We start from the raw sequence: 14,516 nt of genomic DNA on the forward strand, positions 1-14,516 counted from the left end.
GCCTTTAAAACGGCATTCATTCAAAAAGAGTTTTTAGAGCTGTTTGTTTAACTTTTTGTAACTATTCAGCTTGCCTCCGGCAGGTCGCTTTTTTGAAAAAAAGCTCCGCAAAAAACGTTTCTAATGCGAAAAAATGGAAATTATTTCGGCGGAGCCTGGAAAGGCTTGCTTAAGACCTGTTTGTCAAACTTTTTAAAAGTTTGGCCCCCGGCGGTGAGACTGTAGCGAAAAGAACCTCGAAAGCCGATCACCTATAACCTATTTCCTATTATCTATTACCTAAATCACCTGTTTCCCATGGCTTGAAATCATGATTACACTCATCATCGACATCTCCGGCAATCACCTGCCAGCCGTCTCCATGGAGTTGGCGGCCCTGGCCCTGCGGCTGAACAAAACCAATAAATCCGGCATAACGGCACTGGTGTACGGAAAAGAGGCAGCCCTTGGCGCCCGACAGTTTGCCGAAGCATCGGGGATAAAAACCCTGGGCCTGGTGTGCACCCCGGAGGAGCACTCGGCCATGGCCGTGGCAACGGCTCTCAAGGACGTACTCTCCGCAGAGGCCGCCCGATACCTTCTGCTCCCCCACACCCCGTGGGCCATGGAGGTAGCCCCTGCCCTTGCCGTTGTCCTGGGACTTCCCACGATCTCTTGCGTGACGGAATACGACACAGAGACGGCAACCTTTTTCCGGTCCGCCGGAGGTGGCACCTCCCGCCTGCACACCAAGGCCCCCCAAGGCGGGGTGGTCACATTGCAGCCCGGGGCCATCTCCCCGGCACCGGAGGCTGATGCGCCGGGGACTGTCACCGTGCGCCCCTTGCCCGTGCCCCCGGGAGCTGTCCGCATCCAATCCACATCGGCCCGGGAAAAAGGTAGCGCCGCCCTGGCAGGCGCCCGGGTGGTGGTCTCCGTGGGCCGTGGGATAAAAGCCAGGGAACACCTGCCCCTGTTCCACCGGTTCGCAGACGCCCTCCCCGGGGCTGCCAAAGCATGCTCCCGCCCCCTTGTGGACATGGGCTGGATGCCCTACCCCTGCCAGGTTGGCATCACGGGCACCTCGGTCTCTGCCGATCTCTACATCGCCCTGGGCATCTCAGGCTCCACGCAGCACCTTGCAGGAATCCCCCAAAGCACGACCGTGGTCTCAGTAAACCAGGATCCCGACGCCGCCATCCATGCCGTCAGCGACCTCATCATCGAAGCCGACCTCCTCCCCTTCATGGAGGCGACCCTGGTGCTGATGGCTGAGAAATAAAAGCGATGCCTCCGGCGGCGAGGTGTGCCACCTCGAAAGCAGGTTGCGAATGCGCTTTCCCCTTCGTTCCTCAGGGAAAATCACATTCGCCTTTGATTTTGATTGGCCTAAATCTATTTTTTAAAGCCTGTTTATCTAACATTTCAAAAACTTGCCCCCCTCGAAGCCGACGCAAGCCCTTCCCCCAAATAAAAAAGGGCACCGACCCCAAGGTCGGTACCCCTTATTTCATGCATGTAACGCTAAACGAATCAGGCTTCGGCGTCAGCCGCTTCCTTTTTTTCCTCTTTGGGTGCTTCCACTACTTTTTCAGGTGCGGCCGCCTCGGTGGCCTTGGCCTCGACCTTGTCTTCAAGTTCGGTCATCTTTCCGGTGAGGAACTTGATGGGGGCGCCATAACCGGGGGCGATAACCCCGGGCTTGCACTGCACCTGGAGACAGGGAGCGTCTTCACAGAACTGGCACTTGTCGTAGTCGATCTCGCAGAGGTTGTCCACCACCTTCATGGCATCGTGGGGGCAGGCTTTCACGCAGAGACGGCAACCGATACAGCCCACGTTGCAGACCTTCTTGGTCTGGCCGCCCTTCTGGCGGTTCTGGCAGCCGATGACGCTGACGGCGTTGTCGGGGACCAGGGCCATGATGCCCCTGGGACAGGCCGTAACGCACAGACCGCACCCCACGCATTTGCCCACGTTCACCTTGGGTACGTTGAGCTCGTCGATGACAAGGGCGTCGAAGGGACAGGCGCGAACGCAGTTACCCAGACCCAGACAGCCGTATTCGCAGCCTTTTTCCCCGGCAAAGAGATTGGCAGCGGCTTCGCAGTCGTTCAAGCCGTTGTAGATGTATTTGGTGGTGCTGTTGGTTTCGGGACAGCCCTTGCAGCGGGCCACAGCCTTCACAGGCTTGATCTCCGCAGCTTTTTTTCCGGTGAGGGCGGCAATTTTCTGGGCCACCTCATTGCCCCCCGGCGTGCAGAGGTCAGGGCGCACGTTCGGGTCTTCCACCACGGCTTCGGCATACTGACCGCATCCGGCAAAGCCACAGTTGGCGCAGTTACCCGCAGGGAGAATGTCGGAGACCTCGTCAATAAGAGGGTTGGTCTCGACGGCAAGTTTTTTGTCGGCAAGGGCAAGCAGAAGGCCGATGGCAGCTCCCAGCCCACAAAGTACCAGTAAAGGAATCACAATGGTCATAACTACCCCATAAAAGGATATTAGGTGTTGGTTCCGGCAACCACCGGGGTCGCCTCGTATCACCCGCCACACAGTCTTGATAAACGTGTCAAAAGTCAATGAGACGACGGGTCGTCCCGACCTCTTCACTCCGTAAGGTCGAGGTCACTTTACAGCTGGTTTCCCAAAATGTAAATACCTGACTTTTTACAACGATACCATTTCAGTAAATGGTGACCCGGTAAACAAGTACCGGCACATGGAATGGCCCCGTTGCCATACAACCTGTGGCTTCACCGGGGACACACCCTGCATCGGGCTTTTCCGGCCACCCCTTTCCACGGACGGGTTCGTGACCCGTCGTTGTCCCCTACTTCATACAAAAATTATGCCACTTTTTCAAATGCATCTTTTTTCCCACGGGGCACCCGGGGCCACCCAACGCTTGAAAATCCCATCTCTTTTGGCCGCACAGGCCTCGCCATTTTCCAAAAATCCGTACAGCCCCACCCACGCATCCGGTATTTCGGACACCCTGGGGACATCGGGCCGTCGCCTCCCCCTGAAATAGTTGGGAAAATTTTTGTGCGCCACCTGGCACGCATGTTGTAACGTTCTTTCGTTGCCTGCATTGGCACCGAACCCGCATCGTCCCGGCCCCTTGTCTGGAGAAACGAAAACCATCCCCCCGTTTTTCATTCTCCAGACCAGTCTCGGCCGCGGTTGACGATGCGGGTTTTTTAATTACCCCCCATGGCCCGAAGGGTGAGATAATCGAGCAGAAAGCGGTGAATTCCATTTGCGTTTTTGAAGCGTCTCAATCTCTCCCAGTAACACCCTGTCATGATCTCTTATTGCTTCGGACTGATCGTTTTTACATGAACTATCCGGAAGAGCCCTTCTCGCCACACACCGTTCTTTTGCCGGCACCCGATGCCGAAGGGACCGGGCCTTTGATTTTTATGCGGGCATCTTATATGGTGCCACTGGCCCCCTGAAAAGAGGCAGGCCGGATTGAACCTCTCACACCAAGGACACACCATGAGACAAGAAGAAGGCATCATCATTAAAAAAGCATCCCACGGCCGCGCCTGGGTGGAAACCGTCCGCACCTCCGCCTGCGAGGGCTGCGCCTCCAAGGGCTCCTGCCATGCCTCCGGAAAATCCATGGAAGTCTGTGCCATCAACGATGCAGGGGCCGACATCGGTGACCGTGTCCTGGTCTCCATCGGCACGGGCACCCTCATCAAGATGTCACTTCTTGCGTACATCTTCCCGGTGTTTGCCCTCATGGCAGGGGCTGCTGCGGGAAACACCCTGGGACCGGGCCACGGGATAAACCCCTCCCTTGCCGCCGGAATCGGCGGATTCGGCGCCCTGGCCGTCTCCTTTGTCATCATTCGCCTCTTCGAAGGAAAAATTGCCCAGGGCGAAACCTACACCCCACGCATTACTCGCATTCTTCCCGGCGCTCCCCTGGCCTGAGGACGGTCCTATCTCATCGATAATGCCCCTTTCAGGGAACGTTTTTCAAAAAGGGGCGCTCTCTTTTTTCTGGAATTGCTCCTGTAAATGAGACCTTTTTTGTCCTGATTTGCGGAGTCAATCCACTGTCAATTGCAGCTTTCCGGCAACCCGGAGCAAAAATCCCCCCCTGCCTTGTCAAATCCATCGCTACACAATAAGAAGGTTTTCTGGTACAGTTCTTGCGATTAATTGCTCGATGATTTTTCACCTGGCCCAAGGGTGTGCCCGGTTTCTACATAGATTCACAGTGGTTCCCCCAGGACGGCCAAAAAACAGGGATTTCTCAAGCTTGTGGAGCGACACGGAACGGCTGCCCCATTTTTTTACGGGCATGCCAAACCGGACCAAGGCGTCATCACATGAAGGGGGACAGTCAGGAAATCGGGAACAGGAACGTCGCATATACGTACGTTGCGGCCATCTTGGTCACGATACGTGACATCGGTCAGCTATCCGACCGGTGTTTCAGGACAACCGCCTTGGCGTTGTGCGCCATGGATTCCCATGGCCCTTCCGCTTGACGCTGCCTTGAGAAACACACTCACTATTTAACCACCCAGGACTTTATTGGAAGAACGGATGCAACACCCGTCGACATGCCGGAGGGTTTTGCACATGGGCGCCGGGCTCCGGCTCGCCCATGGCCGAAAAACCAAGGGGCTCACGCCTTCCACCAAGACCTGCAAGGATGAGAGAGGAAGTTGACTTAGGATGCGCCCAGAAAACGAGAGGAAACTGGCCGTAATACTGGGATTGGTTCTGCTGGCGACGGCGGCGCTGTGTTACACGGTGCTGAAGCCTGATGCGCCGGAAGAACCGGTTCGTATGCTCTTCAAGGGAAGCGCGGGGGATGTGCTTTTTACCCACCAGATCCATGTCAATGAGTACGACACGGACTGCGCTTCATGTCACCACAACCTGGATGACGGTGATGAAGAGTACAACTGCAGCGAATGCCATGAGCCCGGCGCGTCGGAAGACGACGATGTGATGGGTCGAACCGACGCTATACACGCCCAGTGTATCGGTTGCCATGAAGAGATGGAGGCCGGCCCCACCGAGTGCGCGTCATGCCATGCCACGCCAAAGTAAAGGGCCAATTCGTCATGTGATGATGCCACGACCCAAGCCTTGACGGACCGGCCTGCGAGCACACGGCCGCCTCAGGCGGGTGGACACATCAACAAAACACCATCACAACATAGGGACTGAGACTACTACAATGATACGACGATCGTTTTTCGGCTACCTGGCGGCAAAACTGCCCTACGAGACGGTGCAGGGCGGACTTCCCGACCCCGTGGACACCGGTCTTCCCGGGGAAGTCACCCTCCAGATTCAGGTGGGTGCCGATCAGAAAAGCCTCGTGGATAAAAAGAAAACCATCCTGAAAAAAGGGGTGGAGGTTCAACGAGGAGCCCTCTACGGACTGTTTGATGAAGAGAAAAAAGACCTGACCGTGCCCGTCTCCGGCACCGTCACCAGCGCGGAAACCCGTACCGGAAACTACGGACGGCACTTCGCCCTGATCAACATCGCCACAAGCGAAGAGGGGGAGGCCTCCCCCGTATTCGCCGAGGCCCTGGATCAGGACCCCAAAGGCGAGGCGAGCCTCACCTGCCTGTCCCATCTCCCCGGCTGCCCGCCCTTCACCCGGCTTGCGGACGAGGGCATCCACACCGTGATATTAAGCGCCATGGAGAAGGACCTCTTCACCAACGTGAACCAGTACGCCCTGCAGGCGCGGAAAGCCGACTTCAAGCGCGGTGCGGACTTTATCAAAGAGCTGGCCCCCAAGGCCCGCGTGGTTCTGGTCCTGCCCAGGTACCTGGAAGCCGAGGCCGGAGACACCGGCTGCGAAACCGTCGGGGTAAAAAACCTCTACCCCAACGGCAACCCCGCCCTTTTGGCCGCGCGCCTTTCCGGCACCCCCATTGAGGCAGGAAAAACCCTGGAAGAATCCGGCTTCCTTCTCTTCAGCGCCGAATCTGTGGCAGCTGCCGGAAAGGCCCTTCGCACCCGCAGCATTCCCCAGGAAAAACTCGTCAGCCTCACCCTCAAGGACAAACAGACCAAGCTGGTGAATGCCCGCATCGGTACTCCCATTGCTCGAATCTTTGAGGCGGTGGGAGAGACCCTTGTCAAGCGGGACCACCTCATCGTGGGCGGCCCCCTCACCGGCATGTCGGTCTACACCCCGGAGTTCCCCGTGGACCCCGACACCGACGCCATCCTCTGCTACGGCCCGGATAACATGCCGCGCCTCACCGACACCTACTGCATCAACTGCGGCAAGTGCGTGCGCGTCTGTCCGGCCAACATCCCGGTAAACCTTCTTATCCGCATGCTGGAAAACGGCCTCTACGAAGAGGCAGTGGAAAAGTACGACCTCGACGCCTGTGTGGAATGCGGCCTCTGCAGCTTCATCTGCGTGGCCAAGATGCCTCTGTTCCAGCAGATCATGCTGGCACGGCACACCCTTGCCGAGAGTAAAAAGAGTGCTGAAACGGGAGGCTCCAATGACTGATTCGACCAAACTGATTGTATCCCATGCGCCCTTTTACAGGGACGCCTGCACCGTCATGAAGCGCAGCTACCTCATCATGGCCGCAGCCCTTGTGGCCCTGATCCCCGGCTGGGTGATGTTCGGGGCCCCTGCCGTGGGCGTCTCCGCCCTGGCCGTTGCCTCGGCCCTCTTCTGGGAGCTCATCGCCAACACCCTCATGAAGCAGCAGCCCACCGTCGGAGACGGCAACGCGGCCATGGTCGGCCTCATCCTCTCCATGCTGCTGCCCGCAACAGCCCCCTGGTGGATGGTCATCACCGGCACCTTTGTGGCTGTCATCATGGGCAAGGTGGCCTTCGGCGGCATCGGGGGCAACCCCTTCTGCCCGCCCGCCCTTTCGGCGGCGGTCCTCACCGTCTCCTGGCCCTCCCTCATGAACTTCAACGGCATGCTCGTGGATTACGACATGCTGTGGACCATGGTGGACCCCCTGGTCAACGTGAAGTTCTTCGGCGCTGAAATGGCCGACCTCTACGCCCCCATGGAGCTCCTCATGGGCCACCAGGCCGGAGGCATCGGGGCGGTCTGCGGTGCCGGGCTCATCGCCGGCGGCATCTTCCTGATGATCCGCGGCATCAACCGCTGGGAGGTCTCCCTCTCCTTTCTGGCGGGCGCCTTTATCAGCGCCTGGCTCTTCAACATGAGCAACCCGGACCTTTACGCGGGGCCTGTTTTCCATCTCCTCAGCGGTTACACGCTGGTGGCCGCCTTCTTCCTGGCCACGGAAGACGCCTCCTCTCCGGTAAACGTCATCCCCATGCTGATCTACGGCTTCGGGGGCGGGGTTCTCACCGTGCTGATCAGAAACAAGGGTGCCTGGGTGGATGGAGCCCTGTTTGCCGTGCTTCTTATGAACCTGGCAAACCCCATCCTCGACATGATCCGACCGAAAGCTTTGGGAAAGGTGTAAAATGAACGACATGTTTAAGATGGTACTGGTTCTTGCCGTCCTCACCTCCGTCTCGGGCGGGGTGCTGGCCGGGGTTCGAACCCTGACGATGGACCGCATCGAGTACCAGCAGCTCAAATTTCAAAAGGAACCGGTCATCCGAAACATCCTTGCGGATGCGGAAAATGACCCCATGGCCGATCGTTTCAAGGTCAAAGACGGTGAGGTGTCCCACACCATCTTCCCCGGCAGGATCGGCGATCAGAAAATTGTAACCCTTGAAGCCTTCGGCAAAGGATTCTCAGGGCCCGTCGGGCTCCTGGTGGCCTTTGATATCGAAAGCGACACCATCGTCGGCAGCGGGGTCACCATCTCCACCGAGACCCCCGGATTCGGCTCCAAGGCCAAGGAGGACCCCTCCTTTGTGGCCCAGTTTGAAGGAACCGGCATCGACCAGACCGCCTCGGTCAGCAAGGACGGCGGTGACATCGACGCCATCTCCGGAGCCACCATCACCAGCCGTGCCGTCTGCGTGGCCGTGAATGAAGCCAACGCAATCTACACGCGCCTGAAGCCGGAACTGGTAAAAAGCATGGACAACCTCGCGTCTGAAGGAGGGACCAACTGATGGCCAAATCATTATCCCAGGAGTTCGTTAAGGGTCTTTGGGAAGAGATCCCCCCATTTCGCCTGGTGCTCGGCCTCTGCCCGGTCCTGGCCGTCACCCGGTCCGTGGAAAACGGCATCGGCATGGGCGTCGCCACCACCTTCGTGCTGGTCTGCTCCAACATCCTTATCTCCATGCTGCGGAACATCATCCCGTCGAAGATCCGCATCGCCTGCTTTATCACCATCATCGCCACCTTCGTCACCGTGGTGGAGTTTCTCATGCAGGCCTTCTCCTACCCCCTCTACCTGAAGCTGGGGATCTTTATTCCCCTGATCGTGGTCAACTGTATCGTTCTGGGCCGGGCCGAAGCCTTTGCCTGCAAGAACGATGTCGCCCACTCCCTGGCCGACGGCCTGGGCATCGGCCTGGGCTTCACCCTCTCCCTGGCGGTGCTCGGCACCTTCCGTGAGGTGCTCGGTGCAGGGACCTTTCTGGGGCACAGCGTTTTCGGAGATGCCTTTCAACCCTTCACCTTCATGGTTGAGGCCCCCGGCGCGTTCATCGGGCTGGGCATTCTCCTCTGCCTCATGAACATCGCATCGTCGAAATAGAAAGGAGGGCGACACACCATGACCGAATACATTATGCTGGCCATCAGCTGTATCTTCGTCAACAACATCATGCTCACCCAGAACCTGGGGGCCTGCCCCTTCCTGGGGACCTCCAAGAGCATGGACACCGCCGTGGGCATGAGCATGGCCGTCATCTTCGTTCTCGTGATGGCGGGCATCACCACCTGGACGGTGGAGGCGGCCATTTTGAAGCCCCTGGACCTTCAGTTCCTGAGGACCGTGGCCTTCATCCTCATCATCGCCTCCCTGGTGCAGTTTGTGGAGATGTTCCTTAAAAAGAGCATGCCCTCCCTCTACGCGGGCCTGGGCATCTTTTTACCCCTTATTACCACCAACTGTGCGGTAATGGGGGTCTGCCTCATCAACATCAACGAAGAGTACACCTTCATGCAGGCCCTGATCTCTTCATTCTGCTACGCCACAGGTTTCGGCCTGGCCCTTGTCCTCTTTGCCGGGGTCAGGGAGCGCGTGATCCTGGCCCGTGTCCCCCGCCCCTTGCGGGACACCTCCATCGGCCTCATCACCGCAGGCTTCATCGCCCTGGCCTTCTTCGGCTTCAAGGGCATGGGATAAGCGGTCTGAAGCGGAACCTGTAAGCACGCAAAAGGGCGACCCCGGGGGTCGCCCTTTTTTTATGGCCCCTTCGGAAAAGGACCCGTGGCCTCTGCCCGCCCAAAAACCTTGACCCGCAGCACCTATTCTGACAACGTGTTACCTCAAAGCGCCCCTTTTCAAACCACCCCTTTTTTTCTGTCCGGGACCGCGCACCCAACCACACGTACCGCCGTCCCGCACCAAAGACCGACCAAGAGACCCTCACCATGGAACACACACCGCCCCCGGGCACTCACAACCTGCCCCTCGGCACGGTCATCCATGACAAATGGATCGTGCTTGAATTTATCGCCAAAGGCGGCATGGGAGAAGTGTACCGTGCGCACCAGGCCAACCTGAAACGCGATGTGGCCATCAAGGTCATCTCCCAGGAGTGGCTCCACTCCTTTCAAGGGGACGACGAAGAGCGGGAGACGGCCCTCAAGCGCTTCAGGCGGGAGGTGGAGGCCATGGCATCCATCCGGCACCCTTACGTCGTCCAGGTCTATGACCACGGCATCTACACCCCGCCGGACGGCAGCGATGCCCTTGAGTTTATCGCCATGGAGTTCGTACCGGGGGCCACCTTGCGGGATACCATGCCCGAGAGCGGCTTCGACCCGGAAGATGACCTGGCCGCCCGGTGGATCCGGCGCACCTTTCTCCCCCTGCTGGAAGGGGTGGAGGCCATGCATGCCGGGGGCATTGTCCACCGGGACCTGAAGCCCGAAAACATCCTCATGGACGGGACAAAGCCCAAAATATCCGATTTCGGACTGGCGCGATCCGGAAAATGGCAGGGCCTCACCCACACCATGGACATGCTGGGAACCCTCCAGTACATGTCACCCGAACACATGGCCGATTTTCGCCAGACAACCCACCAGTCCGATGTCTACGCCCTGGGCAAGATCCTCTTTGAGGCCATGGCCGGCCCTGATGCCCTGAGACCCCTGACCTTCAAGCAGGCAAGGCTCTCATCCCCGGAATCCCCTTTTTTTATAGCCCTCGACAGGGTCATCGCCTCAACCACCGCCGAGGCCCCTGAGGAGCGCCCCGCCTCCGTGGCGCACATGAGTCGGCAACTTACCGAAGCCCTGCCCCTGGCCGGGGCCCCTTCGACCGCAAATGCAAAAAAAACACGGCACCCCCTGTACGCATGGGCCATCCTGTTTCTTCTTTCCGCCCTGTGCCTCATCCTTCTCTGGCACTTCTCCGGGCCGGATCTGGACGATCAACCCGATGGCATTCCGGCTGAAATGGCCGGCCCCTCCGGAGAACCCCCGGCGGGCCAGCCCCTCCTGGCGGAAAACAACACCACCATGTTCCGCGTCACCGTTCCCCCGTCCCAGAACGGTGGGAAAACCATTGCCCCCTTTTACATGTCGGAGACCCAGGTCACCAACCTCCAGTTCATCTCTTTTTTAAACCAGCAGCCCAGGGCGCGGGTCACCGTGACGAACAACCGGGTGCTGGGAGACGGGATACTCTGGATGGTCATCAATCAGGGGTCGGGGCACACGCCCCCGGGGGGCGTCAACCACCAGGCCCCCATCGCCTATGAAAACGGCCAGTTTGTCCTCATAAGCGGGGACAGCGCAGCCTGTCCCGTGGTCAATGTCTCGGGCCATGCGGCGCGTGCCTACGCCACATTCTACGACAAAACACTGCCCACCAGGGCCCAGTGGGACGCCGCGGCATCGGGTGCACCCTCCAACCCCGAGGAGCCTGCACCGGAGCGATTCCCCTTTCCCTTCCCCGTGCTTGTCTTCGAGCCAAACACCTTCGGTCTTCGGGGCATTGACACGTCGGTGATGACCGAGTGGATCCTCTCCGAACGCGATCCATCCGAAACCGGCCCGCCCCTTGCCCGCCCCGGCATGTACCCCGAAGCCACCCTTCAGGACACCTTCCCCAACGTGGGATTCCGACTGGTCACCCCGCCCCCCCAACGCCAGGACCAAGGGTAACCCTTCTATTGTAACGTGGACAGAAAAAGAGAGCCCCCGGCAGGACCGCCGGAGGCAGACAAGGAATGAACCGCTGTGACCAGGCTGGGGAGGCCCTATGGTTTTGTCCGGCGGAAACTGTTCAGTGCAACGGTGAGGCACACAGCGGCCGTGACGGCAGCCCAGGCCATGGGATGGGGTTCCCGAAGCATGACAGGAAGCCCGGAGACTCCGCGGCAAAGGCCCGCTGCAAAGGGGAAAAGAAAAAGGAAAAAAGCAAGGGAGAGGCCCAGGTTCTGGCGCAGGGAGCGACAAAAAGCGCGTCCCATGCCCACAACCCGGGAAACGTTTTCAAGGGTCCCGGAACCCAGCACCACGTCGGCGGCCTCTGCCGGCCCCTGGGAGGCGTTTTGAACGGCAATGCCCAGGTTGGCCTCAGCCAGGGCCGATGCGTCTTCAGCGCCGCCTCCGACCACACCGACCCGCTTTCCCCGGGCCCGAAGCGCGGCCACGGCCCCGCCTTTTTCCCCCGGGGCCAGATCGGCTACCACGCCGTCCATACCGAGGCGTAAAGCCAGCCCCCGGGCTGAGGCGTAAGGGCTACCGGTCATAAAAAGCACGGTGAGGCCCATGCGCTGAAGGTCTGCCACCACCGATTCCGCTCCGGGGACGATCCCATCGGAAACAGCCAGAAACCCGAAAATCTTGCCACCCGATTCCACCACCAGGGTGGTGTTCCCATCGGCTTCAAGGGCGTCGAGAACCTCGCCTTCATGATGAAAGCAGACCCCGAGGGACGTAAGCCAACTCGCCTTGCCCACCCGCACGATACGGCCGTTAACCTCCGCCTCGACACCACGCCCCCCATGGGATTGAAAACCGGTTGCCCGGCTCCGGAAATTGCCCACGCGCTCAGCGTACAGGGCCACGGCCCGGGCCAGCAGGTGGTCGGATCCCGCCTCCACCGCATCGGCAAGACGCACCAGCCGGGACTCGGTCTCGCCGTTCATGGGAATCGCGTGGATCACCCGGGGCCGCCCCCGGGTCAGGCCGCCACCGCTGCAAAACACCACCGTGTCAAGCCGGTCGCAGTGCTCCAGCGCCCGGCGGTTGACCAGGCCGATCCCCCTTACCGAAGCGCCCCGATAAGCGGCCATGGGCAGTGCCACCCCCAGGACGCATGGGCAGGCCAGCATCAGCACCATGGCTCCGTGCGTCAAGGCAGGGGCAAGGTCCCCGGTGGCTGTAAACCACCCCACGAAGGTGATCACAGCGGCAAGGGCCGCCAAAGAAAAAAACACCCACGCCACCCGACGGACGCCCCGAGGCATGGGAATCCTTTCCACAGCCATCGCCCCAGGACAGGGCTCCCTGGACGCTTCGCCCCGCCCTTCATCAACCGCCACAAGGGATTTTGCCCCCCCGGCACCTCCGGTGCCGTGCACCCCGTCAACGGGTGCCCTCATCTCTATGTCGCCCATCGTTACCCTAATCCGTTCGTCACTGTTCAAATCCCTCCCACACAAAAAACCTCCGGCGGCAAGGTGTGCCACCTTGAAAACAGGTTGCGGATACACTTTTGATTTGGATTGGTTTGAATGTTTTTTTTTAACCTGTGTAACTATTCAGCTCAAACAAGCCTCCGGCGGCCCTGCCGGGGGCCAAACTTTTAAAAAGTTTGACAAACAGGTCTTAAGCGAGCCTTTCCAGGCTCCGCCGAAATAAATTCCACTTTTTCGCATTAGAAACGTTTTTTGCGGAGCTTTTTTTCAAAAAAGCGACCCGCCGGAGGCAAGCTGAATAGTTACAAACCTGTTTATATAATTTTTAAAGTACTTACCCCCGACAAAACCGACGGAAACTCTTTTTGGCTGATGGGTTACCATCCGCCCATCATAATAAACGCACCCTCCACACACCGGGTACGGCGTCACGATAGTCGAACCCACCGGGAATGGCAATGCCGGGGGATGCCCGGATCGGGTCGAGCCACAAGGTTCAGAACCCTCAGCGGCGCAGCACCCGGGCCCAGCGCCAGACGTTGAAAAAACCGGCCAGGGCGGCAGCCACATAGGTAAGGGCGCAGGCAACAAGAATCCGTCGCGCTGCGGGAAGGTCCTCTTCGGGAATGTACGGGCCGGACTTGAGAAGGGGCAGGGCCCGGTTAAAGCTGGCGTCAAACTCCACGGGCAGGGTCACCAGGTGCACCAGGACCGGCATGAGAAGAAGAATCCCCGCCCCCACCAGAATGACCCGCCCCATAAAGGGAGCCTTGAGCACGATACCCACAAGGGGAAACACGATAAAGATAAGGGTGCCGCACCGATCCACGGCATTCGCCAGCCTGATGAGCCGGCCCCGGGCCAAGAGGGGAGGATAGCCCCGGGCATGCTGGAGGGCGTGGGCCACCTCATGGGCGGCCACCACAACGGCGGACAGGGTCCGTCCTTCGGCAAAGGCCGGTCGCAGCCCCACACTCTTTTGCTCCGGGTCATAATGATCGCCCAGGGGGGACACCGCCACGGTGACACCCTTTAACCCCAGCTCTTCTATCAGCAGCCGGGCAAACTCGGAGCCGGTACCCGAAAAATAGGCATCCCGGTTGTAACGGGCAAGGGTGTACCGTGCCCACGCCTGCGGGCCGAAGAGGATCACCAGTATAAGCAGCGCTGCAACAAGAAGAATCATGAACACTCCCGTAACATCGGAAGGCCCCGGCCACCTCACCATAGCCAGCCGTCATGAAATTTATTGATTTAGACCGGCCGTTTTCGCGTGAAGTATCCGGGATAAGGTGCAGATCAGATGGTGAGCCTCCCCCCAGCAAGGGATCGGTAGCGCACCTCGGCCGGGAGGGCGCATTTTTGCCCCTCCTCGTCCAGCCGGACGAAGGTGATGGTGGTGGAGAACACATGCCGCTCATCCGTGGCCCCGGGCTCATCGGAGAACACCTCCACCCCGTACCGCACCGACGAGCCGCCCTTTTTCACCGGCTCAATCTGAAACCTCAGGATAGCGCCGCTGATCACCCTCTGCTTGAAGACGATGTCTGCCATGCCGATGGTCACCAGGGTGCAGCCGGGAAAATCCCGGGAAGCCACGAGCCAGGCGTATTCGTCGATCCATTTGAGCAGGGCCCCTCCAAAAAGGTACCCGTGGTGGTTGAGGTGTTCGGGGCGCACAATGGCATAGGTATCCATAGACAATCTTCTCCAAGGTCTGACGTAAAATAAGCCGGAGCGGAACCGGGGGACCTCCTGCACTCTACACAGGCTTTTTCGTGGATTCAATGCAGATTTTTACGCCCCTT

The 14,516-nt window shown here is 59.3% G+C and carries 13 protein-coding genes; 9 read left to right on the top strand and 4 right to left on the bottom strand.

All coding sequences use genetic code 11. The annotated features are described in order from the left end of the window. Positions 1–310 precede the first annotated feature (310 nt). Entirely contained in the window at positions 311–1,261 is a 951-nt protein-coding gene (locus tag BLQ12_RS14970; RefSeq protein ID WP_092211479.1) for an electron transfer flavoprotein subunit alpha/FixB family protein, read from the top strand. Positions 1,262–1,512: 251 nt separating this feature from the next. On the opposite strand, the gene rnfB is transcribed toward BLQ12_RS14970, so the two are convergent. Further along, entirely contained in the window at positions 1,513–2,460 is a 948-nt protein-coding gene (gene rnfB, locus BLQ12_RS14975; RefSeq protein ID WP_092211480.1) for an RnfABCDGE type electron transport complex subunit B, read from the bottom strand. Between the two features lie 1,020 nt (positions 2,461–3,480). Between rnfB and BLQ12_RS14980 the strand changes: the two genes are divergently transcribed. The 8 genes from BLQ12_RS14980 to BLQ12_RS15015 all read left to right on the top strand — a co-directional run bounded on the left by BLQ12_RS14980 (position 3,481) and on the right by BLQ12_RS15015 (position 11,227). Further along, positions 3,481–3,924 (top strand): SoxR reducing system RseC family protein, encoded by a 444-nt coding sequence (locus BLQ12_RS14980; RefSeq protein WP_092211481.1) that lies wholly within the window; start codon positions 3,481–3,483, stop codon positions 3,922–3,924. A 753-nt stretch (positions 3,925–4,677) separates the two neighbouring features. Further along, entirely contained in the window at positions 4,678–5,058 is a 381-nt protein-coding gene (locus BLQ12_RS14985) for a cytochrome c3 family protein (RefSeq protein ID WP_092211482.1), read from the top strand. A 130-nt stretch (positions 5,059–5,188) separates the two neighbouring features. Further along, a complete protein-coding gene (locus BLQ12_RS14990) occupies positions 5,189–6,493 on the top strand; it encodes a 4Fe-4S dicluster domain-containing protein (protein ID WP_092211483.1) in 1,305 nt (434 codons plus the stop codon). Further along, entirely contained in the window at positions 6,486–7,442 is a 957-nt protein-coding gene (locus BLQ12_RS14995) for an RnfABCDGE type electron transport complex subunit D (protein WP_092211484.1), read from the top strand. Before BLQ12_RS14990 ends, BLQ12_RS14995 begins: the two co-directional genes overlap by 8 nt. Position 7,443: 1 nt before the next feature. Beyond that, a complete protein-coding gene (gene rnfG, locus BLQ12_RS15000) occupies positions 7,444–8,049 on the top strand; it encodes an RnfABCDGE type electron transport complex subunit G (RefSeq protein WP_092211485.1) in 606 nt (201 codons plus the stop codon). Then, positions 8,049–8,642, top strand: a complete 594-nt coding sequence (rsxE, locus tag BLQ12_RS15005) for an electron transport complex subunit RsxE (RefSeq protein WP_092211486.1) — start codon at positions 8,049–8,051, stop codon at positions 8,640–8,642. The genes rnfG and rsxE overlap by 1 nt, the downstream gene beginning before the upstream one ends. Positions 8,643–8,660: 18 nt before the next feature. Next, entirely contained in the window at positions 8,661–9,236 is a 576-nt protein-coding gene (rsxA, locus tag BLQ12_RS15010) for an electron transport complex subunit RsxA (protein ID WP_092211487.1), read from the top strand. A gap of 248 nt (positions 9,237–9,484) precedes the next feature. Further along, complete coding sequence (locus BLQ12_RS15015) at positions 9,485–11,227, top strand: bifunctional serine/threonine-protein kinase/formylglycine-generating enzyme family protein (RefSeq protein WP_092211488.1); 1,743 nt, start codon at positions 9,485–9,487, stop codon at positions 11,225–11,227. Positions 11,228–11,322: 95 nt separating this feature from the next. Here BLQ12_RS15015 and BLQ12_RS15020 read toward each other — a convergent pair whose 3' ends face one another. The 3 genes from BLQ12_RS15020 to BLQ12_RS15030 all read right to left on the bottom strand — a co-directional run bounded on the left by BLQ12_RS15020 (position 11,323) and on the right by BLQ12_RS15030 (position 14,406). Then, entirely contained in the window at positions 11,323–12,687 is a 1,365-nt protein-coding gene (locus BLQ12_RS15020) for an HAD-IC family P-type ATPase (RefSeq protein ID WP_092211489.1), read from the bottom strand. Between the two features lie 526 nt (positions 12,688–13,213). Beyond that, complete coding sequence (locus BLQ12_RS15025; RefSeq protein ID WP_217640324.1) at positions 13,214–13,894, bottom strand: zinc metallopeptidase; 681 nt, start codon at positions 13,892–13,894, stop codon at positions 13,214–13,216. 113 nt (positions 13,895–14,007) lie between these two features. Next, positions 14,008–14,406: an acyl-CoA thioesterase gene (locus BLQ12_RS15030; RefSeq protein WP_092211491.1), complete on the bottom strand. Its 399-nt coding sequence runs from the start codon at positions 14,404–14,406 to the stop codon at positions 14,008–14,010. Positions 14,407–14,516: the final 110 nt, after the last annotated feature.

The sequence above is a fragment of the Desulfoluna spongiiphila genome, assembly GCF_900101345.1.
Taxonomy (GTDB): domain Bacteria; phylum Desulfobacterota; class Desulfobacteria; order Desulfobacterales; family Desulfolunaceae; genus Desulfoluna; species Desulfoluna spongiiphila.

Excerpts from the sequence above, each read along its gene's own strand:
- rnfG (WP_092211485.1), top strand. The coding sequence starts at position 7,444 with ATGAACGACATGTTTAAGATGGTACTGGTTCTTGCCGTCCTCACCTCC.
- BLQ12_RS14990 (WP_092211483.1), top strand. The coding sequence starts at position 5,189 with ATGATACGACGATCGTTTTTCGGCTACCTGGCGGCAAAACTGCCCTAC.
- BLQ12_RS15015 (WP_092211488.1), top strand. The coding sequence starts at position 9,485 with ATGGAACACACACCGCCCCCGGGCACTCACAACCTGCCCCTCGGCACG.
- BLQ12_RS15025 (WP_217640324.1), bottom strand. The coding sequence starts at position 13,894 with ATGATTCTTCTTGTTGCAGCGCTGCTTATACTGGTGATCCTCTTCGGC.
- BLQ12_RS14970 (WP_092211479.1), top strand. The coding sequence starts at position 311 with ATGATTACACTCATCATCGACATCTCCGGCAATCACCTGCCAGCCGTC.
- BLQ12_RS14985 (WP_092211482.1), top strand. The coding sequence starts at position 4,678 with ATGCGCCCAGAAAACGAGAGGAAACTGGCCGTAATACTGGGATTGGTT.
- BLQ12_RS14995 (WP_092211484.1), top strand. The coding sequence starts at position 6,486 with ATGACTGATTCGACCAAACTGATTGTATCCCATGCGCCCTTTTACAGG.
- rsxA (WP_092211487.1), top strand. The coding sequence starts at position 8,661 with ATGACCGAATACATTATGCTGGCCATCAGCTGTATCTTCGTCAACAAC.
- rsxE (WP_092211486.1), top strand. The coding sequence starts at position 8,049 with ATGGCCAAATCATTATCCCAGGAGTTCGTTAAGGGTCTTTGGGAAGAG.
- BLQ12_RS15020 (WP_092211489.1), bottom strand. The coding sequence starts at position 12,687 with ATGGGCGACATAGAGATGAGGGCACCCGTTGACGGGGTGCACGGCACC.
- rnfB (WP_092211480.1), bottom strand. The coding sequence starts at position 2,460 with ATGACCATTGTGATTCCTTTACTGGTACTTTGTGGGCTGGGAGCTGCC.
- BLQ12_RS15030 (WP_092211491.1), bottom strand. The coding sequence starts at position 14,406 with ATGGATACCTATGCCATTGTGCGCCCCGAACACCTCAACCACCACGGG.
- BLQ12_RS14980 (WP_092211481.1), top strand. The coding sequence starts at position 3,481 with ATGAGACAAGAAGAAGGCATCATCATTAAAAAAGCATCCCACGGCCGC.